The 20,684-nt window shown below is 38.6% G+C and carries 19 protein-coding genes; 7 read left to right on the forward strand and 12 right to left on the reverse strand.

Annotated elements, in window-relative coordinates; genetic code table 11:
* Entirely contained in the window at window positions 1-1,329 is a 1,329-nt protein-coding gene (locus JYB62_RS09900) for an acyclic terpene utilization AtuA family protein (RefSeq protein WP_205645221.1), read from the forward strand.
* A gap of 1 nt (window position 1,330) precedes the next feature.
* Window positions 1,331-1,645 (forward strand): AtuA-related protein, encoded by a 315-nt coding sequence (locus tag JYB62_RS09905; RefSeq protein WP_205645222.1) that lies wholly within the window; start codon window positions 1,331-1,333, stop codon window positions 1,643-1,645.
* Between the two features lie 19 nt (window positions 1,646-1,664).
* Here the strand turns inward: JYB62_RS09905 and JYB62_RS09910 are convergent, their stop codons facing one another.
* The 3 genes from JYB62_RS09910 to JYB62_RS09920 are packed head-to-tail and all read right to left on the reverse strand — an operon-like array spanning window position 1,665 to window position 6,563.
* On the reverse strand, window positions 1,665-3,023 hold the full coding sequence (locus tag JYB62_RS09910; protein WP_243431496.1) for an AGE family epimerase/isomerase: 1,359 nt from the start codon (window positions 3,021-3,023) through the stop codon (window positions 1,665-1,667).
* 13 nt (window positions 3,024-3,036) lie between these two features.
* Complete coding sequence (gene scpA / locus JYB62_RS09915) at window positions 3,037-5,160, reverse strand: methylmalonyl-CoA mutase (RefSeq protein WP_205645223.1); 2,124 nt, start codon at window positions 5,158-5,160, stop codon at window positions 3,037-3,039.
* Window positions 5,157-6,563, reverse strand: a complete 1,407-nt coding sequence (locus JYB62_RS09920; RefSeq protein ID WP_205645224.1) for a methylmalonyl-CoA mutase family protein — start codon at window positions 6,561-6,563, stop codon at window positions 5,157-5,159. The genes scpA and JYB62_RS09920 overlap by 4 nt, the downstream gene beginning before the upstream one ends.
* Window positions 6,564-6,914: 351 nt before the next feature.
* Here JYB62_RS09920 and dnaA point away from each other — a divergent pair, with 351 nt between their 5' ends.
* Window positions 6,915-8,333 (forward strand): chromosomal replication initiator protein DnaA, encoded by a 1,419-nt coding sequence (gene dnaA / locus JYB62_RS09925; RefSeq protein WP_074225041.1) that lies wholly within the window; start codon window positions 6,915-6,917, stop codon window positions 8,331-8,333.
* Between the two features lie 11 nt (window positions 8,334-8,344).
* On the opposite strand, the gene JYB62_RS09930 is transcribed toward dnaA, so the two are convergent.
* The 3 genes from JYB62_RS09930 to JYB62_RS09940 are packed head-to-tail and all read right to left on the reverse strand — an operon-like array spanning window position 8,345 to window position 10,484.
* Window positions 8,345-9,082 (reverse strand): PdaC/SigV domain-containing protein, encoded by a 738-nt coding sequence (locus JYB62_RS09930; protein ID WP_205645225.1) that lies wholly within the window; start codon window positions 9,080-9,082, stop codon window positions 8,345-8,347.
* Between the two features lie 11 nt (window positions 9,083-9,093).
* A complete protein-coding gene (gene meaB, locus JYB62_RS09935; RefSeq protein ID WP_205645226.1) occupies window positions 9,094-10,080 on the reverse strand; it encodes a methylmalonyl Co-A mutase-associated GTPase MeaB in 987 nt (328 codons plus the stop codon).
* Window positions 10,077-10,484 (reverse strand): hypothetical protein, encoded by a 408-nt coding sequence (locus JYB62_RS09940; RefSeq protein WP_205645227.1) that lies wholly within the window; start codon window positions 10,482-10,484, stop codon window positions 10,077-10,079. The genes meaB and JYB62_RS09940 overlap by 4 nt, the downstream gene beginning before the upstream one ends.
* Window positions 10,485-10,538: 54 nt before the next feature.
* On the opposite strand from JYB62_RS09940, the gene JYB62_RS09945 reads away from it, so the two are divergent.
* The 3 genes from JYB62_RS09945 to JYB62_RS09955 are packed head-to-tail and all read left to right on the forward strand — an operon-like array spanning window position 10,539 to window position 12,179.
* Window positions 10,539-11,078 (forward strand): CopD family protein, encoded by a 540-nt coding sequence (locus JYB62_RS09945; RefSeq protein ID WP_205645228.1) that lies wholly within the window; start codon window positions 10,539-10,541, stop codon window positions 11,076-11,078.
* A 4-nt stretch (window positions 11,079-11,082) separates the two neighbouring features.
* Window positions 11,083-11,736: an SCO family protein gene (locus JYB62_RS09950; protein WP_205645229.1), complete on the forward strand. Its 654-nt coding sequence runs from the start codon at window positions 11,083-11,085 to the stop codon at window positions 11,734-11,736.
* Window positions 11,733-12,179: a c-type cytochrome gene (locus JYB62_RS09955; RefSeq protein WP_205645230.1), complete on the forward strand. Its 447-nt coding sequence runs from the start codon at window positions 11,733-11,735 to the stop codon at window positions 12,177-12,179. The genes JYB62_RS09950 and JYB62_RS09955 overlap by 4 nt, the downstream gene beginning before the upstream one ends.
* Here JYB62_RS09955 and JYB62_RS09960 read toward each other — a convergent pair.
* The gene (locus JYB62_RS09960) at window positions 12,176-12,595 is read right to left on the reverse strand and encodes a hypothetical protein (protein ID WP_205645231.1); all 420 of its coding nucleotides are present in this window, start codon (window positions 12,593-12,595) and stop codon (window positions 12,176-12,178) included. The two genes, JYB62_RS09955 and JYB62_RS09960, sit on opposite strands and share 4 nt — an antisense overlap.
* Window positions 12,596-12,723: 128 nt before the next feature.
* Between JYB62_RS09960 and JYB62_RS09965 the strand changes: the two genes are divergently transcribed.
* Entirely contained in the window at window positions 12,724-13,545 is an 822-nt protein-coding gene (locus JYB62_RS09965) for an aminotransferase class IV (RefSeq protein ID WP_205645232.1), read from the forward strand.
* Between the two features lie 15 nt (window positions 13,546-13,560).
* On the opposite strand, the gene JYB62_RS09970 is transcribed toward JYB62_RS09965, so the two are convergent.
* Genes JYB62_RS09970 through JYB62_RS09990 form a run of 5 tightly spaced genes read right to left on the reverse strand, consistent with a single transcriptional unit; the run spans window position 13,561 to window position 20,565 of the window.
* Window positions 13,561-14,001: a hypothetical protein gene (locus JYB62_RS09970; protein ID WP_394369694.1), complete on the reverse strand. Its 441-nt coding sequence runs from the start codon at window positions 13,999-14,001 to the stop codon at window positions 13,561-13,563.
* A gap of 30 nt (window positions 14,002-14,031) precedes the next feature.
* On the reverse strand, window positions 14,032-15,273 hold the full coding sequence (locus JYB62_RS09975) for an ABC transporter permease (protein ID WP_205645233.1): 1,242 nt from the start codon (window positions 15,271-15,273) through the stop codon (window positions 14,032-14,034).
* Window positions 15,270-15,902, reverse strand: coding sequence for an ATP-binding cassette domain-containing protein (locus JYB62_RS09980; RefSeq protein WP_205645234.1), 633 nt, complete (start codon window positions 15,900-15,902; stop codon window positions 15,270-15,272). The genes JYB62_RS09975 and JYB62_RS09980 overlap by 4 nt, the downstream gene beginning before the upstream one ends.
* A 1-nt stretch (window position 15,903) precedes the next feature.
* A complete protein-coding gene (locus JYB62_RS09985; RefSeq protein ID WP_205645235.1) occupies window positions 15,904-17,079 on the reverse strand; it encodes a hybrid sensor histidine kinase/response regulator in 1,176 nt (391 codons plus the stop codon).
* Between the two features lie 51 nt (window positions 17,080-17,130).
* Window positions 17,131-20,565, reverse strand: a complete 3,435-nt coding sequence (locus JYB62_RS09990; protein ID WP_205645236.1) for an ATP-binding protein — start codon at window positions 20,563-20,565, stop codon at window positions 17,131-17,133.
* Between the last annotated feature and the right edge of the window lie 119 nt (window positions 20,566-20,684).

Genomic DNA, 20,684 nt, shown 5'->3' on the forward strand with positions numbered 1-20,684 from the left:
ATGGAAAAGGAAAAAATAAGAATCGGATGTGGAGCTGGATTTTCAGGAGACCGATTAGAACCTTCAGAAATTCTGGCCGAAAAAGGAAATCTGGATTATCTGGTGTTGGAATGCCTGGCAGAACGAACTATTTCTCTGGCACAGAAAAGAAAAAAAGAAAACCCTTTGCTTGGATATGATCCCTTATTGGAAAGAAGGATCCAACGATTACTCCCGATTCTAATCAAAAAAAAGGTCCGATTGATCACCAATATGGGTGCAGCAAATCCCATAGAAGGAGGTAAAAAAATCATTGAAATCGCTGATCAACTTGGACTAAAGGTAAAAGTGGCCATTGTCCATGGGGATGATGTATTTAACCAATTGGATTTAAATGAAAAAACCTTAGAATCTGGCGCTCCTCTCTCATCCTATCGCAACATCGTTTCCGCAAATGCTTATTTAGGAATTGACTCCATTCTACCAGCTTTGGAAACTGATGCCGACATTGTTCTCACGGGTAGAGTTGCTGACCCTTCTTTATTCCTTGCCCCTATGGTCAAAGAATTAGGTTGGGATAGGATGGATTCAACAATACTTGGCCAAGGGACTGTGTTGGGACATTTGATGGAATGCGCAGGTCAAATCACGGGAGGATACTTTGCCGATCCCGTTTCCAAGCCTGTTCCAGATATGGATATTTTGGGACACCCTATTTTGGAAGTTTCAAAAGATGGAACTGGAATCATCAGCAAGGCACAAGGAACAGGAGGATTGATTTCTACCCAAACTGCAAAGGAACAATTGCTATATGAAGTATTGGATCCATATGCCTATTATACTCCCGATGTAATTGCGAATTTCTCCAAGGTTCAAATTGAAGAAATAGGAACAAACCAAATCAGAATTTCTGGAGGGGATGGGAATCCTGCACCCGAAACCTTAAAGGTATCGGTAGGGTATGAAGCCGGATATTTAAGTGAAGGTGAAATTTCCTATGCAGGAGCCAATGCAAAAGAACGGGCATTTCTTGCTGGAGAAATTATCGAAAAAAGAATTTCAGAAGCATTTGATGAATTTCGAGTGGACTACATAGGATTATCCTCTTTACACGGAACAGCACTTTCTAAGGATTCAGTCCCTTATGAGGTACGCTTGAGGGTTGCAGGAAAAACCCAAGATTCTACGCTATCCACCCTAGTGGGTGAAGAAGTCGAAGCGTTATATACCAATGGTCCAGCAGGCGGCGGAGGAGCAAGAAAAAATACCCATCAATTAATGGGCATTGTTTCAATTCTTATGGACAGAACTTTAATTACTCCCAAACTAACGCTAATTGAATCCAAATAATATGAAAACAAAACTCTCAAAAATCGCTCATGGAAGGGCTGGAGATAAAGGAAATACCTTATTGCTTTCATTGATTCCATATGATCCTCTCAATTTTGAAAAATTGGTCAAGAATGTAACTGCAGAACGTGTAAAAAGTCATTTACATCATCAACTCAAGGGAGAGATCAAACGATTTGTTTTGCCCGAATTAAAGGCCATCCAATTCATTTGTCAGGATTCATTGGGGACTGGAGTAACCACCTCTATAGCAATGGACACCCATGGAAAATCTCTAAGTTATGCCTTGCTGGAAATGGAAATAGAAATCAATTGACTTCAAATTGAGATTCTTCTTATTCATTCATTTCTCTCAAACGAGAAATACAATGATCCAATGATCGATAGTGATGATAAATACCTTTCCAGATATTTCCTTTCCCGACCCTCTTTAATTCAGGTTGCTTATCCAATCCACCTGAATACCAGTCTCCATGTTCATGATCTATTAGGTAGGTATCGGTATATCCCCAGAGGGTTAAGAATTTCTGAAAATAGTCTTGGGGATCTTCCGGATATAATTCTGCCATTAAAAGAAGTGCATTCATCCCCTCTGCCTGTGCCCACCAGTTTTTGGTATCATGAGTAATCCGGAATCCATCGTTGAAATAATATCCCTCATCATAAAAACCTCCAACTTCATTATCCCATCCATTTTCCAAGGCATGATCAATCATCTTCTTGGCAATTAGATGAGTGATTTCATCATGACCCCAGCCCAATTCCTCTGAAGCTTCAATCATTAAAAAGCCCGTTTCCACATCGTGACCAAAAGAAACATGATCGAGGTTATGATGATTCAAAATCACCTCATCTGTAGAATCTCTGAAGGATACGGGCGTCCAATCCGGTAACAAGAATAAGGTCAAATACCCTTTTTCAGTCACTATCTGATCTCGGATCAATAATAACATCTCTTCCAGTCTCCTTTTCAAAATTGGATCTGGCCATACCTGGTACAATTCCGTAAATGCCTCCAAAATATGGATTGAGCTATTTTGGTCCTTATATCCCAAATCAGAGGTTGAAGGAGTAGAACTTGGTCTAGAAATTGGGGTTCCATCTGGGTCTAAATGCTGGTAATATCCTCCATCGATAGAGTCATGGGCATGGAGGTCCAGCCAATGAAAGGCATCCTTAGCCAATTCTAAAGCGGATTCATCCTTGGTAGCATCATAATAGGCAGCTAATGCAAAGATACCAAAGGCATTTCCATAGGCCGTTTTCATTGGGTCCCCAATTTGATTTCCCTGTTTGTCCACTAACCAATAAAACCCTCCATGTTCGGGGTCCCACATTTTATCTCTTAGAAATTCATACCCATGCTTAGCTCCCTTCAAATAATAGGAGGTTTCAGGATACTTTTTGGAAGCTTTCGCATTGGTCCAAACATGCCGGGACTGGGTGACAATCATTTTCTCCTGTTTTTCACCAGGAATAAAATCGTAGGAAAAATTACTAAAGAACCCTCCATCTACAGTATCCATTGATAAGGGGTACCATTTATCCAAAACCTCAGTTTTGAGGTGATGCTCCATTTGATCTGCAATAATTTCATTCGAACTCTTGATGCCATCTTTTTCTTTACAAGAGAATACGATTAGCATCGAAGAAAAAAGTAAGAAAAAGGAGGACTTCATGAGGTCTTGCATCATTGAGTTCGAATTTTCACTCTTCGGACAACTTAGTTAATACTTTGATTGCTGCTTCTGACAATACAGTCCCTGGTCCAAATACTTCTGCTACACCGGCGTCATAAAGAAATTGATAATCTTTGGAAGGAATCACTCCTCCTGCTACCACCATAATATCTGGTCTTCCTAATTCCTTCAAGGCATGAATTAACTGAGGAACCAAGGTCTTATGCCCAGCAGCCAAGGAGGACACGCCTACCACATGAACATCATTTTCAATGGCCTGTTCTGCTACTTCTTCTGGCGTTTGGAACAAAGGTCCAATATCCACATCGAAGCCAAGGTCAGCAAAACCGGTGGCAATGACTTTAGCACCCCGATCATGTCCATCCTGTCCCATTTTCGCGACCATGATTCTTGGTCTTCTTCCTTCCTCTTCCGCAAATTTATCTGAGAGGGCAATGGCCTTTTGAAAAGATTCTTGATTTTTCACTTCTGCTGCATAAACTCCTGAGATCGATTTATTTTGAGCCTGATGTCTTCCATATACCTCTTCCATAGCCATGGAAATTTCCCCCAAGGTTGCTCTGTTTCTGGCCGCATAAATTGCTAACTCCAGTAGATTCCCTTTCCCTGATCTGGCACATTCAGTAATTGCCTTAAGGTCTTTTTCGACTTTCTCTTGATTTCTTTCTGCTTTCACTCGCTTAATTCTCGCTACCTGGGAATCTCTTACAGCCTGATTATCTACATCTCTAACTTCAATCTCCGACTCTTCCTCCACCTGATACCTGTTGACCCCTACAATGATATCCTTCCCACTGTCAATTCTTGCTTGCTTTTTTGCAGCCGCTTCTTCAATTCTCAATTTTGGAAGCCCAGATTCAATCGCTTTAGCCATCCCTCCCAATTTTTCCACTTCTTCGATCAATTCCCAGGCTCTATTCACCAATTGATCTGTCAAATATTCCACATAATAAGACCCTCCCCAAGGATCCACCACATGAGTAATTCCCAATTCTTCCTGCAAGACAAGCTGGGTATTCCGTGCAATTCTCGCTGAAAAATCGGTAGGCAGTGCAATAGCCTCATCCAAAGAATTCGTATGTAAAGATTGGGTATGTCCCATGACTGCACCCATAGCTTCCACCGCGGTTCTGGTCACATTGTTAAAAGGGTCTTGCTCTGTCAAGGACCAACCAGAAGTTTGACAATGAGTTCTTAAAGCCAAGGATTTTGGAGACTTTGGATTGAACTTTTGTACAATTTTAGCCCACAAAAGTCTACCCGCTCTCATTTTGGCTATCTCCATGAAATAATTCATTCCTATGGCCCAAAAAAATGAAAGTCTTGGTGCAAAATCATCTATATCCAAACCTGCTTTTACCCCTGTCTTCAAATATTCCCAGCCATCAGCCAAGGTATAGGCCAACTCTAAATCTGCTGTTGCGCCTGCCTCTTGCATATGGTACCCTGAAATGGATATGGAGTTGAACTTGGGCATATTTTCCGCTGTATATTCAAAAATATCAGCGATGATTTTCATGGAAGGTTGAGGAGGGTAGATATAGGTATTCCGTACCATAAACTCCTTTAAAATATCATTTTGAATCGTTCCACTTAACTGGGAAGGTTTCACCCCCTGCTCCTCGGCAGCTACAATATAAAATGCCAAAATTGGGATTACTGCACCGTTCATCGTCATGGATACTGACATATGATCCAAAGGAATTTGATCAAAAAGGATTTTCATATCCTCCACAGTATCTATAGCTACTCCAGCTTTTCCAACATCTCCCACTACTCTTGGGTGATCAGAATCATATCCTCTATGGGTTGCAAGGTCAAAGGCCACTGAAAGTCCCTTTTGCCCTGCAGCTAAATTTCTTCTGTAAAAAGCATTGGATTCCTCCGCTGTACTAAAGCCTGCGTATTGACGTATGGTCCATGGCCTGATCGCATACATGGTGCTATATGGACCTCTTAAATAGGGAGGGATGCCTGCGCCAAAATGAATATGAGGGAGTTTCTGAATCAATTGAGGATCAAATTCAGAAGGTATTTCAATTTGTTCAGGAGAATCCCAAACCTCTTCTTTTACCTGCGTTTTATCCTCTATGGATGGTTTTCTCTGCCAATTATTAAAATCAGGTCTCATGATTGGTTTAGGGTTTTCTTTTCTAATAAATAAGTAGCTCGAGTAGGCTTCAATTCATGCGATTCCTCAACTATCTTCTCAAAGGATATTTTCTCAGCCCCCCCCCCTTTTTCCTCATATTTATTTGCCCCCACTTTTATTTTCTCATGGGTTAGATAAGATTCTTGAATTGAACTCCTCTCCTTTCTCACGATCTCCTGGATTTGCCGAGATTCAAAATTCTCCAGCCAACCTCCATTCTCTTCAAAATCCCATAATTCCTCCAAGATCTTTGCCCTAAGATTTTCTACCAAAGTATCTATATAATAAGACCCTGCGGCGGGATCCATCACTTTATCCAAATAGCTTTCTTCTTTCAGAATGTTGGAAACATTTCTGGCCATTCTTTTTTCTAATTCGGATGCCTTTTCTCCTAATGCTGGACGAACCCAAAGAGTATCTGCTCCTCCAAAGATGGCAGACATGGCTTCGTAGGTTTGTCTGATTAAGTTTGAATTTTGATCAATCAGGGATTTACTCCAAGTACTACTGGAAATGATAAAATGAAACGAAGAAGAAGATATTTCCTGCCCTAGGTTAAAAGCAAGCTCTTGCAATAAAATTCTTATAGCTTTTAGCTTGGCGATTTCTGGAAAAAACAACTCCCCCACACTACAGAATACTGCCATATTTTCAAAAAGCATGGCTGTTGATACCGCTTCTTTAATGAATGCATCCATCATTTCTACCATCTCAGCCAACCCTAAGAAACTCTGCTGAATGCCATTTGCTCCAGAATCTTCATAAATGGAGAAATCTAAGGTCATGGGGTAAAAATCACGAAAAGCCGAAAGCTTTTTGATCATTTCTACACCTAGTTTTATGTTTTCCTGAAAATCTCCGTTTCGTTTGATTAAATCCGATGTAGGAGACCAAATGATTGCTCCTTGTAGCATTCCGGGCTTCACATGAAGAGATTCTATCCAATCCATAATCTGATTAAATATAATTCTAGGAGAAGAGAGAGGTACAAAATAAAGTTGAATAAACTCTGTCATCACTCCCTTCAAAACCTCATGTAAGTTTTCCGTACCCCTAAGGTGAATAATGATGGCATCTGCCCCTTGCTGTAAAACAGAAAGAATTTCCTTATTACAATCCTTATCATCTATTGGATAAAAAGAAACGGCATTATTCCAGATTCTTGGAGAAATGCCAGGCAATTTAGCTTCTCCATGAAATCTAAAAGCAGGAATAGAATTAGGTATATCCTCGGAACAATAAAATGGGAGTAATTCCACATTATTCCACACTTTATTGATTAAGGTCTGTTTGAAATCCTTTCCTTTCAAGTCTTTTTTAACCTGCTCAACCCACTGCTCTTTTGTAACATCCAAAAAATTGTAAAAAGATTCTTTTGTCATATTGGGTTTATATTTTTTTTATTCTTATCAAAAATAACCAAATGTGGACGAAAGCCATGAATTGTAATTTAAATGAAAAAATAAAGCCTATTTAAAAAGTTTAATTATTTGACTATCAGCTATAAATAAACCCTCAAAATTAAAACAACTCATAACAATTTCATTTTTACCTATAAAATAGATTGAGTTAGGTTCAATTTTAGTAGCAAAATTTCATTTTGCTATTAATATTTCAATGGATAAAAAATCCATTATTTCAAGTCAAATCGAATTTTTTATTTACCTGATTTTTCTCCAAATTTGATGCCCCTGTTATCTCAGGGTCCATCAGATTTTCAGAAATCTTCTCTAATGAGTTCAGAAGCTAGCGCCGTTTGGAATGAATGTTTACGTGTTATTGAACAACACGTCAATGATCAGAGCTTTTCAACTTGGTTTAAGCCAATAAACCCAGTTAAACTCGAAGGAACAAATCTTACGATTCAGGTTCCTAGTCAGTTTTTTTACGAGTGGCTGGAAGATAATTATGTACAAGTTTTAAAGCTTGCCATTAAAACGACTTTAGGCCAAGGTGGAAGGCTGGAATATGCCGTGGTGGTAGACCGTGGAAATTCTGCCAATCAACCCTATGTGGTTTCTTACCCACAGGGAAACAATGGTAAAAAAGGCGCACCAAATCCTCCTGAAGAACAACGTACACCATTTGAGATGAAATCTCTGGATGCAGAGGCCCTGACAAAAAGCAACTTAAACCCGAATTACACTTTCTCTGCTTACATAGAAGGGGATTGTAATAGATTGGCTAGATCTGCAGGGTTTGCAGTAGCTACCAAACCTGGCATAACCTCTTTTAACCCCTTAATGGTTTATGGTGGTGTTGGACTTGGTAAAACCCACCTAGTGCAGGCTATCGGAAACGAAATCAAAAATGGCCCCGAAGATAAGTTTGTGCTGTATGTTTCCTCTGAGAAATTTGTAAACCAATTCATGGACTCCATCAAAGACGGAAATGTGAAGAGTTTTACAAACTTTTACATGCAAGTGGATGTCCTCATCATTGATGATATTCAATTTTTGGCAGGTAAAGACAGAACCCAAGAAATGTTCTTCCATATCTTTAACCACTTACACCAAAACAAGAAGCAAATCATCATGACCTCGGATTGTCCTCCGAGAGATTTGAAAGGACTGGAAGAGCGATTGCTTTCTCGTTTTAAATGGGGACTGACGGCAGATCTTCAAATGCCTGATTTTGAAACAAGGGTAGCAATTATTCGAAGAAAAATGCAGTCTGAAGGAATTTCTATTCCAGATGATGTAGTTGAATACTTGGCCTATACAGTCGATACCAACGTTCGTGAACTGGAGGGAATTCTTATTTCATTGATCGCTCATGCTTCTTTGAGCCGGGTTGAGATTAGCTTAGAGCTTGCCAAGACGGTGATGAAAAACATCATCAAAGACATTGAAACTGAGGTTGGGATTGATTATATCCAAAAAACAGTTTCAGAATATTATGGCATTGCGCTAGACGACCTCAAAGCAAAAACGCGTAAAAAAGAAATTGTGGTGGCGAGACAGGTAGCCATGTATTTTTCTAAAGAATTCACCAACCACTCTTTAAAGTCTATTGGTTATCATTTTGGAGGCAGAGACCATTCCACGGTAATCCATGCTGTACAAACAGTAAATGACTTAATGGAAACGGATAGCTCTTTCCGAAATGCGGTCAATGAATTAAAGAAAAAATTCAAAATGAGATCCTATTAATAAAGAGGATTTCACTTTTTTACAATTTCTTCTAATTCATCCAAATCAAACTCTAACTCTGTGTAGCCTAAGGAATAGGGTCCTATTTCATAAGGGATATAAATAAGCTTCAACTTGTCTCCTTCATACCCAAAGGCATTTGGAATAAAGAATCCAGTATCAGGCAAAAAGAATCGGCCATCATCCTTCAAAGCAACACCCTCTTCCACTTGATGAAATTCTCTAAATGCCTTCTCAGCTAATTCTAGAAACTTTTCTTGATCAAGAATTAATTCCTCCTCAGTCAAAAGTTCCCCAGAAGTCTTATCAAAATTCAAAAAATTCACACTGGAATTTGGATGTGCTCCTCCTGTAAAATTGAATTCAGTAAATTTGATACTGACCAAACTATCCGACTCATACGTTTTCTCTGAGTCAATTTCAATCGTCCATCCCCCTGGAGAATCAGGAAAATCCTGTTTGAACCTATTATAGGAGGTCACAAAGTCCTTAGCAGCTGTTGCCAAATCTGCAAAGACGGTATCTTGTCTAAAATAAGCCAATAAATGGCTAAAAACAGCCTTATTGATGTTAGTCCCTACTTCGGTTCCAAAAGCTTCCTCCCAGGCAATATTTACTTTTGCACAGGGTTCAGCAGAACAAGGTTCTGTGACAAATTCTTTCTTTGAAAAACTTAAACTTTGTCTTTCCTCCTTGGAAGGATGACAGCTTATCAAAGCGAGAAGTATGATTATTGAAAACGCCTTCATGGGAAAAATCATTAATCTTTAAAAAATAAATCCATCAATTCCCTGGCCAAAGACAAGGGGCTTACTTCTCCAGATTGTACTCTCCCTTTTTCCGAGGCTAGTTTTGCTTGAATTTGGGAATTCTCCATAAACCTGTGAATCAACAAAAATTGAAGATTTTCTTCCAACCATTTCATCCTTTGTTCAGATCGATTTTTCTCCTTAAATCCAGATTCCAAGGTAATCGCTTCATAACTTGAAATCATGTCCCAGATCTTATCCAATCCAAAATTGGTAATGGAAGAAGCGATAGAAACAGGAGGTGTCCAACCACTTTCACTTAGAGGAAATAAATGTAAGGCATTTTGATAGGTGGATTTCGCTTTCTTTGCCATCACTAAATTATCTCCATCAGCTTTGTTGATCACGATTCCATCAGCCATTTCCATGATGCCTTTTTTGATTCCCTGCAACTCATCACCTGCACCAGCCAACACTAGCAGGAGAAAAAAATCGACCATGTTTTTGACGGAAGTTTCTGATTGTCCTACACCAACGGTTTCCACCAAAATCACATCATATCCTGCTGCTTCACATAAGAGCATGGCTTCCCTTGTCTTTGCTGCCACTCCTCCTAAGGTATCCCCAGCAGGGCTCGGTCGAATAAACGCATTTTTATTCAGAGACAATTTTTCCATTCTGGTTTTGTCACCAAGGATACTTCCCTTACTTTTTTGACTACTTGGATCGATGGCCAAAACTGCTAGCTTTTTCCCTTTTTCCAGCAAGAGACTTCCAAAAGACTCAATAAACGTGCTCTTTCCTACTCCTGGAACTCCTGTAATCCCGATACGAATGGATTTTCCAGTTGCCGGTAAAATTTCCTGAACCAACTGAGAAGCCAATTTCGCATCTTGGGCCAGACTGCTTTCGACCAAGGTAATCGCGCGGCTTAATACCACCCTATCTCCTTTTAGTATTCCGGATTTAAATGCTTCTAAGCTTAATCTTTTCTTCATTCGGGATATCCATCAATAAATTTCACATCTCCCATTGGACCTTTCTCATAGGTGGCAATGACATAGGGAATATATCCAGAAGAAAAATAGGGAGGAGTTGGAGAGAGACTAATTTCTTGGTCTATTTCCTCAGAGAAAAAAAACACCATGGTTCTTCCGTATTTGGTGTGCGGTTGAAAATCCCCAAATGCCTTCATCCATTCCTGGTCCGTATCCAAAGCTTTTACAGCAATAATCCGAACCACAGGACCCGTGTTATTCTCATTTCGATAATTGGATATTGGAGTATATTTTCCTTCAAACTGTTCCAATCCAGGTTGAGTCAGACTTTCCATCCCTATCCAAAAAACAAGGACAAGGACCAATAAAGTCAATAAATAGAAAATCAATTTTGAGCTTTTCAAGAACTTAAGAGGGTTTACGAGGTTTAGACCTTAATTTAGCCGAAAATTCTGACAATGGGATTCGAGTACATAAAGGCTTTACACATCATTTTCGTAGTCACCTGGTTTGCAGGGCTTTTCTACATCGTTCGATTATTTATTTATCAGACGGAAGCAATGGAGCGACCGGAGGAGGAACGTGCCATTCTAAAGCCTCAGCTTGACTTGATGGCTTCCAGACTCTGGTACATTATTACCTGGCCCTCTGCCATTCTCACTTTAATTTTTGGAACCTGGGTTCTAAGTTACAGAATGGGTTATTTAGAAATGGGCTTCATGCATGCCAAATTGGCCTTCGTCCTTTTACTCTATGGCTATCATTTTGGTTGCCATAAATTATTCAAGGAATTACAGGCTGGCAGAACTAGATGGAGCTCAACTCAGTTGAGGATATGGAATGAGGCATCCACCTTATTGCTATTTGCAATAGTGTTCCTCATTGTTCTTAAAAACCTACTCAGCATGGTCTGGGGCTTATTAGGTCTAATTGGTCTGGGAATCACCTTAATGATTGCCATCAGGATTTATAAAAAATACAGAAACAAAAATTCATGATCTCATGAAATTCAAAGTTAGCATCCCCTTATTCACCATCATTGCCTTCAGTTTTTGGCAATGCAATCCTGCACCTGTGGAAAACGAAGGTCCATTACCTATCCTTGGAAATTTTCATGTTAATGATATAGAAATCGAGGGAAAAATCCTCAAAGACACAGTATATCATACCATTGCAGATTTTGCATTTGTGAATCAGGACGGAGACACTATTACCAATGCAGATGTCAACGGTAAAGTTTATGTAGCTGATTTTTTCTTCACTACCTGCCCTACTATTTGCCCTATTATGAAAAAAGAAATGTTAAGGATCTATGAACAATACAAAGACAACTCAAACTTCAAAATTTTGAGTCATTCCATTGATCCAAGGCACGATACTCAAGATGTGTTGAAGGACTATTCTGTCAAATTGGGCATTCCAGATGCAAGCACTTGGAATTTCCTGACTGGAGATTCCGAAAAGATCTTTGAAATAGGACAAACTAGCTACTTGACTACAGCCATGGAGGACCAAAATGAAGCAGGTGGCTTTTTGCACAGTGGTGCCTTTTTACTCATCGATCAAAAAGGTAGAATCCGAGGGGTGTACGATGGAACCAAAGAAGACCAAGTCACCAAATTAATTAATGATATTCCAAAAATTCTAGGAGAATGAAAGGTTTGATTTTCCTGATGCTTCCAATTTTCTTCTTTGCTTGTGCTCCAAAATCATCCAATGAAGAAAATACGCTAGCAAAAATTTCAGATCCAGAAGTGATGAAATATGCGATTGCAGGCAAAACATTGTATGAAAATCATTGTGGAAACTGCCATCAGAGCAATGGAGAGGGATTAGGAAATTTAATTCCTCCTCTTAAGGATTCCGATTATTTCAAAGCAAGCATCCATAGAAGTGTTTGGATCATGAAATACGGACAAAAAGGAGAAATTACGGTCAATGGTAAAATTTACAATCAGGAGATGCCAGCAAGTCCTAGGTTGACCCCCTTGGAAATTTCTCAGATCAGCACCTATCTCTATAATATCTGGGGATTAGAAGAGGGGAAGATCACTTCATCTGATGTAGAAAAATACTTGAAAGCTAAGCCGGAATTTTAACTGGGAAGCATTTCATCAGCTTTAGTCAGCACCTCTTTAAATTGAGCATTGACATCCGAAATCTTGATCAGTTGTTCATCTAAAAACACCTTTACCTCTTCTGGCGTTCTATCTCCATCAGTTGCCTCATATTGATGCATCCAATCAAACATTCCATCATATGCTGCATTCAAGTCCACTGCTAACACCTTCAATTCTTCAATTCGGGCAGTATCTGGATTTTCTTCTTCCAATCGATCAATTTCCTGATTAGCCTTTTTCTCAAGACTTTTTAATCTGCCCATCATCGGCATTACTTCATCATGAATCTCAATAATTTTTTCACGCATCATCAAATTTTGCTCCTGGATGCTAGGTCCACAGGAAGTAAGCACTACTAATAATACAAAAGTTAAAATAGAAATATATCGAATCATGATTAGAGTAATTACTACACCAAAGGTACTATTTATTCTTTTTTAAATCTAAAAAATTAAGAGGTTTTAAAAAGTTAAAAATATATCAAAGTATCCTGTAATTTTGAAGACCCTTAAAATCTATCCACATGAAACCATTTTGCTTTGCTGACGGCAATATCATCGATTCCACAAAGGCGCAAATTCATCCCATGGACCTGGGATTAATTAGAGGCTATGGAATTTTTGATTTCTTTAGGTCAGTAAATTATACACCTCTTTTTTTAGAGCATTACCTAGATCGATTTATCGGCTCAGCAGAAAAAACATTTTTACCTCTTTCCTATTCCAGAGAAGAGCTCAAGCAGATCATTAAAGAACTGACTGACAAAAACGACATGGAGCAAGGAGGTTTCAGAATGCTTCTAACGGGCGGTTTATCAGAAAACCATTTCTCTCCTGCTGAGGGAAAACTTTTTATCTTCCCTGAATCCCTGATATTTCCAAGTGAAGAAAAATATAATAAAGGAATCAAATTATTAAGCCTCAATTACATCCGACCTATTGCCGAAATCAAAACCACTAACTATGCACTTGCAGTATGGGATAGCATGCGATGGAAAAAAGAAGGAGCTGAAGATGTTTTGTACCATTACAATGGTTATGTGAGTGAAAGCTCCAGAAGTAATTTTTTCATTGTAAAAAATGGCACGGTCATTACTCCTGATAAGGACATTCTTCTTGGGATCACCAGAAAACATGTCCTGCAGTTGGTAGATAAGGCAGAAATCAGGCCTGTTACCCTGGCAGAATCACTGGAGGCGGATGAAGCATTTATTACAAGCACCACCAAAGTTTTATTACCGGTCACCCAAATAGACCAACATACCATTGGGAATGGAAAACCTGGACCGGTATCACTAGAGATTTTGAAAAAATTTAGAGAATTAGAAAAAGAGATTTCCCTGTAAGCAGGGATTTTTCTTTTATTCCGAAATCAATTTAGCATCCTTCAGGATATACATGAGCTTTTCTGGATCATTTCCATTTAAAACCAGCTTCCCCCTAACTTTTACGCGTTTGGAAGTGTATTTTATTGGATCTGTAAGCATCACCTCCATCACTGTTTCAGGGCCTCCTGAGCCACAGAAAAAACATTCTGCCAATGGAAGGCTTGATAAAATTATATGTTCCGGTTTAAACATTCCTTCAAAAGGAATAATATAACCGTCTGCTTCTACTACAGTTCCTTCTAGTTTTTTGGATTCATCTGAAAAAACTGGAACATAAAGCTCTCCAAATTGATCTTCACTTATTTTATAAGAAACTTCGGAAAGACTCCGCCACACATTTTTCTCTTGCGCAAAAGAGGTCAACGAAATACACAAGAATAATCCTACAAAAACAAACCCTAATTTCTTCATCATTTTACCCTTCATTAATAATAATTATGCTAGTTAAGCCTTTGTAAGCTGCTTTGCAATACTTGTTTGATAAGCAGCAATTGCAGGAATAACAGAGGCCAATATACCCACCATTAACGCATAAGCTACTATCCAAAGTTCTGATTTTAAGAAAATCCATGGCTGAATACTCACCATTACCCCTGATTGATTTTGAGAAATCAGAAGAGCTAAGAAGCCATGTCCCATTATAATCCCCAATACCGCTCCTAAAAAAGTTAGGATAAACCCTTCCAAAAAGATCAATGCCAATAATTGTAAACGCGTGGCTCCAATGGCCCTTAAGATCGCTAGATCATATTTTCTTTCTTTAAGTGAATTGTACAAAGCGATGAAAATCCCAAGGCCAGAAATCCCGATTAATACAAAAGCTAATCCTTTAAGCATGTTGATTCCTACGCCTAATAATTCGAAAAGCCGGGACATTTCAAAGGTAGGAGAGGCTGCCTGCATGTTGGTTCGTGAATTAACAAACCTAGGAAGTTGTATGGCTGCCATCGGGTTTCGATATTGAACGAGGAGCGAGGTAATTTCTTTTGAATCATCCCCTGGTATCTTGGGAAGACCATGCAAGGTTACCTTTGTATCTAGCATAGATTCATGACCCTCTTCTTCCTCTTCCTCTTCATGAGTGTACCAAACCGATTCAATACTGGTCAAGATCAATCGATCCATCACATTCCCCTTTGGTTTTAAAATGCCTTTCACTTTGAAATAATTTGCATCATGGTCATGACTCCCTTCACTGATGCCATGGCTTCCCATAAATTCATCCCCAGTTTTCAATCCAAGCTTTAAGGCTGCCTCAGCCCCTATTACTACTTCAAAAGGCTGAGTCCATGAAGTCCCGCTTTCAAAATCCACCTGATAAAGTTCGAGATAGTCCAAATTGGTCCCTACTATTCTAAATCCCTGATAATTATCCCCCAAGGCCAAAGGAATGGTGCTTTTCACCAACCTGTTTCTGGTCAAAGATTGGGCTTCATTTAAAGAAATATTTCCTGTGGGAAAGTCTATGTGGTAGACACTGGAAAGTATAAGTTGAAGTGGGCTTCCCTTTGCTCCTATGACCAAATCAATCCCCTCTGCATCTTGATTCATTTTCTTTTCCAACTGATCTTGCATTAGCAAAAGAACTGCAATAATGGCAAGCCCTAAGGCCAACAACAACACATTTAATCCAGTGGAGAAAGGTCTAAAAGTCAAATATTTCCAACTCAGCTTAAATAAATTCATGAGGCCTTCACTTCCATAAAGTTAGAAATCTGATTTTTTACCCGCTGATCGTGGGTCACGATAATCATAGCTGCTCCGATTTTACTGGATTGCTCTTTCAGGAGTTGAATTACTTTTTCGGTATTTTCATCATCCAAACTGGAAGTGGGTTCATCTGCCAGAATCAATTTTGGTTCATTCGCCAATGCTCTTGCGATGGAAACCCGCTGGGCTTCTCCTTCACTAAGTGTTAATACCGAGGCATTTTTTCTAGCCGAAAGCCCTAATTCATCTAAAAGTTGCTCCAGTCTGTCATTCTTTTTTTTACCAAAAAAATTAGCCATTCGAAGATTATCCAAAACCGAAAGAGGAGCTAATAAATGAGGTTTTTGAAAAACAATTCCAATATTCCGCCCTCTAAATAAGTCTAATTTCTGGCCGGTAAAATCTGAAAAAGGCTGGTTTGCTATTTGAATTTGACCTTGCTCCGGCTTGGCCAGACCAGCTAATAAATTGAGCAAGGTGGTCTTTCCACTACCAGATTTTCCCAGTACCAATAAACTCTCTTTTTCTTTTAATTGAATATCTTCAAAATAGAGTGTTTTTTGACCTGGATAAGTAAAGGATAAATTCTTTGAACTTAAAAGCATATTATTCTACGGGGATGGAAACATAAAATGTCGTCCCCTTATTTTCAACACTCTCAAAGGTAATCTCTCCTTTTAAAACCTCCACACATTTTTTGACAATGGACAAACCAAGGCCTGAACCTTCAATTATTCCCACATTATGTGCCCTAAAGAATCGGTCAAAAAGTTGACCTTGCTCCTTTTTAGGAATCCCTATTCCTTGATCTGTAAAGGATGCCTTCAACTGATTATCTTCAAATTTCAGGGAAAAATTCACTACTTGCCCATCTTTAGAATACTTCACAGAGTTGGACAATAAATTCTCAAACACCTGATATAAAAGATCATAATCAGAAACAATGGTTTTGGGTAGTTCTCCAAGCGTGGTTTTAATAGTAACGCCATTTTCAACACCTGCTTTTACTGTATCCAGCACTTCCTTGACAAAAGCGCCTAAAAACATCTTCTTTGGTTTATACTTCATCTTATCTGCATCCGCTTTGCCAAAGAATAAGACACTTGTAAGCAAATTATTCAATGCCCTTACTGAGTTTTCGATTTTGGAAGCATGCTTACTTATTTTCACTTTGAAAGGATGATCTTTTTCCGCATAAATCTGAAGTAGCTGAGCTGAACTCAAAATAGAAGTAAGCGGGGTTTTGAATCCATGGGATACATTGAGGACAATTCGGGATTTTAATTCATTGATTTCCCGCTCTTTTTCCAATGCTTTGGTCAGTTCCTTGTTTGCCTCATGAAGATCAGCTGTACGTTGCCTTACTTTTTCCTCCAGTTCATTGTTGAGTTTTTGAAGTTCCTTTTCTTTACGATCCTTGAAAATGGCCAATTCGATCACCATATTCAGTTCCCTGATATTAAAAGGCTTAATCACATAGGCACTGGGGTTCGTCCCTACCACCTTGTTTAGTGTTTCGGCATCAGAACTAGCACTTAAATAAACAACGGGTATATCATACTTTTCATTGACAATCTCAGTGGTTTTAATACCGTCCAGCTCACCAGCCAAGTTGATATCCATCATCACGATATCTGCGATATTTTCTTCTAAAATATCCAAGGCCTTTTCACCGGAATCTGCGATTCCAATGATATCGTGATTATTTTTCTCTAGCGCTCTTTTTAGCAATAAAGCAGATACTGAGTCATCTTCAACGATGAGGATTTTTAAACTAAACATTCGAATTAATAGGGGGCGTAAAACTAATCAAGTCTGAAAATACAAAAATTATTAATCTGGCAATGGGATTTCTAGAGTGACGGTAGTTCCAGTGTCCTTTGAACTCTGAATTGAGATTTCTCCATTGAGTAAGGTTACCAAGTTTTTGGTGATGCTTAAACCCAAACCTGTCCCCTCATACAAACGCTGATTTCCCGTACTTTCCTGCTCAAAAGGCTGAAACGCTTTTCTTAGAAACTCTTCAGACATCCCTACTCCTGAGTCCTCAATAGACAAAATCATATTATTTTTTCGCTTATCTACTGTTAATTTGATTTCTCCATGATCCGTATATTTGATGGCATTACTGATCAAATTATTCAAAATCATCTCTATAAATCGCTTATCAATTTTACCTGTGAAAGGACTTTTTAGAAAAGAAGTCTTCAAAACCAAGCCCTTTCTCAAGGCAAGATTTTTCAGAGGTGTGACGATCGTGGCCAAGTAAGAATTAATATCCACTTGGGTATACATCACATTCATCTTATTCGCCTCTATTTTGGCAATGTCCAACAAGGAAGTAATGGTATTTAATAGCCTTTCCCCACTCTGTAGAATGATATCCAATTGAGAAATCAGTTCCGGATCATCCTTTCTCATCATCATAATGTGCTCTGTCCCTCCCAAAATGCCATTGAGTGGAGTACGTATTTCGTGACTAATATTTGAGAGCATACTGGTTTTATACCGATTAGCCTGCTCTGCCTTATCTTTTGCATCACGTAATTTTTGTTCAATGGATTTTTTGGAGGAAACATCCCTAAACACACTCAAAATCAAATTCTTCCCATCAAAATTCTCTTGGATCAAAATGGAAAAGACTTCCATCTCCAGATCACCTGACTTCCAAGGAACCATACTTTCATAGGTAAATCCTTCATTCTTTCTTTTAAGCACCCGCTTTAGAAATGAGCTGATATATTTCGTAAAATACTCTGGGTAACTGAATAGATCTATTACCTGAGTGTTTTCAAGCTCGGAAACTTCCATTTTTACAATTTGGGCAAAACTAGGATTAACAGTTACGATTTTTCTTCCATCAATCGTCAGCATCAACCCATCTTTGGAACTCGTCCATACATTCTTGAATTGAACCTCAGCAATCTGCTTTTCCTTGGATTTCTGATCGAATGCGGATTTCAACACCCCTACTCTCTGAAACTGTCTGAAAAACGTACTGATCAAAACCCCTAGAGCGATCAGAAATAGTACCCAAAGTAAAATAAACCAAGTCTGTAGATAAATTGGTTTTAGAATTGAAAAAGGAGCAGAAGACACCGTTTTGGAGAAATTCTCTCCTTCATAAGATGCTTTCAATTCAAGCTGGTAGTTACCATAAGGTAAATTTGTGAAATATAATGCAGTGGATTTAGGATCTTTGATTATTGACCAATCATCAAGAGGGCTCAGACGATAGTACACCCATAAATCTTTGGTTTGATTAAACCCGATGGCAGAGTAATCCACTTCAAAGGAATTATTATCATAAGGAAACTCAAGTTCTTCATCTGGATCAAAACGCTCCCCATCTAAAACTATTGAGTGGTAAATCACACTTGGTGTTCCCGTGGAATAATAGCTTTCGCCTGAGAAAAATAATGAAATCCCCTTAAGAGTTCCAATCATAACTCTTCCTTGAGATGCTTCTAGCAAAGCTCCCCGGTTGATTTCATTCCCAATAAGTCCATTTTTCTCATTGAAATGATTCAGTGTATTGCCTTCTATTAAAAATACACCATCATCCGTTCCTGCCCATAGTCTATCATAGCTATCTTTAAGCAACACATAGACGGGCCTGGAAATGCTTTGTCCATCTATCTTAAAAGGTTTCAACTCCCCATTTTCGAGAATCTTTAAACCTGATTCAGTGGCAAAAAGGATCCGATTAGGTTCCAGTTCCAAAAAATCATAACCATCACTCACTAACATCCGATCATTTTCATGAAATGATTTTTCATTGGAAGTTTGGCTAGCCTTCATCACCACAATTCTTCCATCAGAAAGCTTCCCGGCTTTTCTCATATAAAAAATCTGGTTATTCAGAAATGCGCTCACCTCCTCACGAATATCATGATCATACATTTTGGAGGGAGGACTATGGATAGAAGAAATGTAGATATTTCCAGGACCAGTGATGATTAGCGTATCTCCTTCTACTTTTACAAAGGAAATATTTACCCCTGGAGGTGGTTGTATCAAGTTTATTTTACCCGACTGGATATCATATTTCCCTACTCCTCCCCAATTGGAAGAAAACCAAACGGTACCCCGACCATCATTATTAAAATTGATGATACGCTGGGTTGGATTTCCATCAGGGTAAGGATCTCTATAGATCGTTTCGACGGAAAGTCTGGAATACTTTTGAATCCCATTATTAAAGCCATATAAATAATCACCGTTTCCAAGATTTCCAATTGCTGTTACTTCTTCTGCCAATAAATCTCCTTGACCTATTCCATAATTCTGAAAAACAAGGCTGTGGAAATTTACCAACCCTCTACTCGTACCTACCCATAATATCCCTTCCCTATCAATCATTCCTTTATGGACCGCATATACTCTCAGCTCATCCCTCAAATCAATCATTAAGGGGTATTTGTATTTCTCAGAGAACTTAAATAATTGGGAATTGAAATGATAAAAAATGGCATCTCGATCAAAAAAAAGATCATAAAAATCCAAGGAGGAATATTCTTGTTCAGAAAAATTCTCGTCCAATATTTTGTCAGGGTTAAGTGGACTTTTTCCTTCGGCCAAATATTCTCTTCCCAGAAAATAATACATTTTTTGGGCCTTATTCCATTTGACCAAAAATGGAGATGATGGTAAAGAAATACCTTCCAGTTCCTTAGAAATCAACTCATCTCCAGAAAGAGCAAAAACTCCCTTTTCAAAAAATAAAAGAATCTCATGCCCAAAAAACAAAATCGAACCTAATTGTCCCTCTTTCTCAAAATTCCTGTCTAACTCAAGGATTACCTTATTGGATGAATCCCAGGAGATCAATTGGTATTTGGTATCTAAAAAATACTGAGTCTCATACCCCTTCCCAATAGAAAAAAGACTAATATTTGAACTAAATTTCTCATTAAACTTTACGGGAAGATCAACAAAATCCCAGCTCCCATACCCCCCTTTTACCAATTTTGGCAAACCATTGGAATTATAAAGCCATATGATCCCATTTTCGTCGATATGAATCGATATTCTATAATTGAATTCTTTTAAAACCGAGTCAGGTAATGAAAAAGTCTCGATCCCATCAGAATAATATATTCCGACTGGAGTTGAAAACCACATCCTACCCAAAGTGTCCTGTTCCATCTGCAAAACATTTTGGACAGGGAGCTCTACGCCCTTTGGTTGAGAGTTGTATTTGAAATTCTGAGCTCTTCCCAGAACAGTCAATCCAAAACAAATAAGAAGAGTGAGGAATAATCTCATTTAATAGGCGTAATTTGGGAGACTAAGATAAAAAAAGAATTGCGTGGTCAAATTCACTAGATAATGTTCTTCATTTCTTTTGTCAGCGAGCCGATTCTTTTATTTTTGTGCCAAACTTT

The sequence above is a fragment of the Algoriphagus lutimaris genome (assembly GCF_017051705.1).
Classification (GTDB): domain Bacteria; phylum Bacteroidota; class Bacteroidia; order Cytophagales; family Cyclobacteriaceae; genus Algoriphagus; species Algoriphagus lutimaris.

Bases quoted from the DNA above. Each gene is read 5' to 3' on its own strand.
- JYB62_RS09985 (WP_205645235.1), bottom strand. From the start codon at position 17,079: ATGTTTAGTTTAAAAATCCTCATCGTTGAAGATGACTCAGTATCTGCT.
- JYB62_RS09955 (WP_205645230.1), top strand. From the start codon at position 11,733: ATGAAAGGTTTGATTTTCCTGATGCTTCCAATTTTCTTCTTTGCTTGT.
- JYB62_RS09980 (WP_205645234.1), bottom strand. From the start codon at position 15,902: ATGCTTTTAAGTTCAAAGAATTTATCCTTTACTTATCCAGGTCAAAAA.
- JYB62_RS09945 (WP_205645228.1), top strand. From the start codon at position 10,539: ATGGGATTCGAGTACATAAAGGCTTTACACATCATTTTCGTAGTCACC.
- JYB62_RS09920 (WP_205645224.1), bottom strand. From the start codon at position 6,563: ATGACAAAAGAATCTTTTTACAATTTTTTGGATGTTACAAAAGAGCAG.
- JYB62_RS09965 (WP_205645232.1), top strand. From the start codon at position 12,724: ATGAAACCATTTTGCTTTGCTGACGGCAATATCATCGATTCCACAAAG.
- JYB62_RS09910 (WP_243431496.1), bottom strand. From the start codon at position 3,023: ATGATGCAAGACCTCATGAAGTCCTCCTTTTTCTTACTTTTTTCTTCG.
- dnaA (WP_074225041.1), top strand. From the start codon at position 6,915: ATGAGTTCAGAAGCTAGCGCCGTTTGGAATGAATGTTTACGTGTTATT.
- meaB (WP_205645226.1), bottom strand. From the start codon at position 10,080: ATGAAGAAAAGATTAAGCTTAGAAGCATTTAAATCCGGAATACTAAAA.
- JYB62_RS09905 (WP_205645222.1), top strand. From the start codon at position 1,331: ATGAAAACAAAACTCTCAAAAATCGCTCATGGAAGGGCTGGAGATAAA.
- JYB62_RS09950 (WP_205645229.1), top strand. From the start codon at position 11,083: ATGAAATTCAAAGTTAGCATCCCCTTATTCACCATCATTGCCTTCAGT.
- JYB62_RS09900 (WP_205645221.1), top strand. From the start codon at position 1: ATGGAAAAGGAAAAAATAAGAATCGGATGTGGAGCTGGATTTTCAGGA.
- scpA (WP_205645223.1), bottom strand. From the start codon at position 5,160: ATGAGACCTGATTTTAATAATTGGCAGAGAAAACCATCCATAGAGGAT.
- JYB62_RS09975 (WP_205645233.1), bottom strand. From the start codon at position 15,273: ATGAATTTATTTAAGCTGAGTTGGAAATATTTGACTTTTAGACCTTTC.
- JYB62_RS09990 (WP_205645236.1), bottom strand. From the start codon at position 20,565: ATGAGATTATTCCTCACTCTTCTTATTTGTTTTGGATTGACTGTTCTG.
- JYB62_RS09930 (WP_205645225.1), bottom strand. From the start codon at position 9,082: ATGAAGGCGTTTTCAATAATCATACTTCTCGCTTTGATAAGCTGTCAT.
- JYB62_RS09970 (WP_394369694.1), bottom strand. From the start codon at position 14,001: ATGATGAAGAAATTAGGGTTTGTTTTTGTAGGATTATTCTTGTGTATT.
- JYB62_RS09960 (WP_205645231.1), bottom strand. From the start codon at position 12,595: ATGATTCGATATATTTCTATTTTAACTTTTGTATTATTAGTAGTGCTT.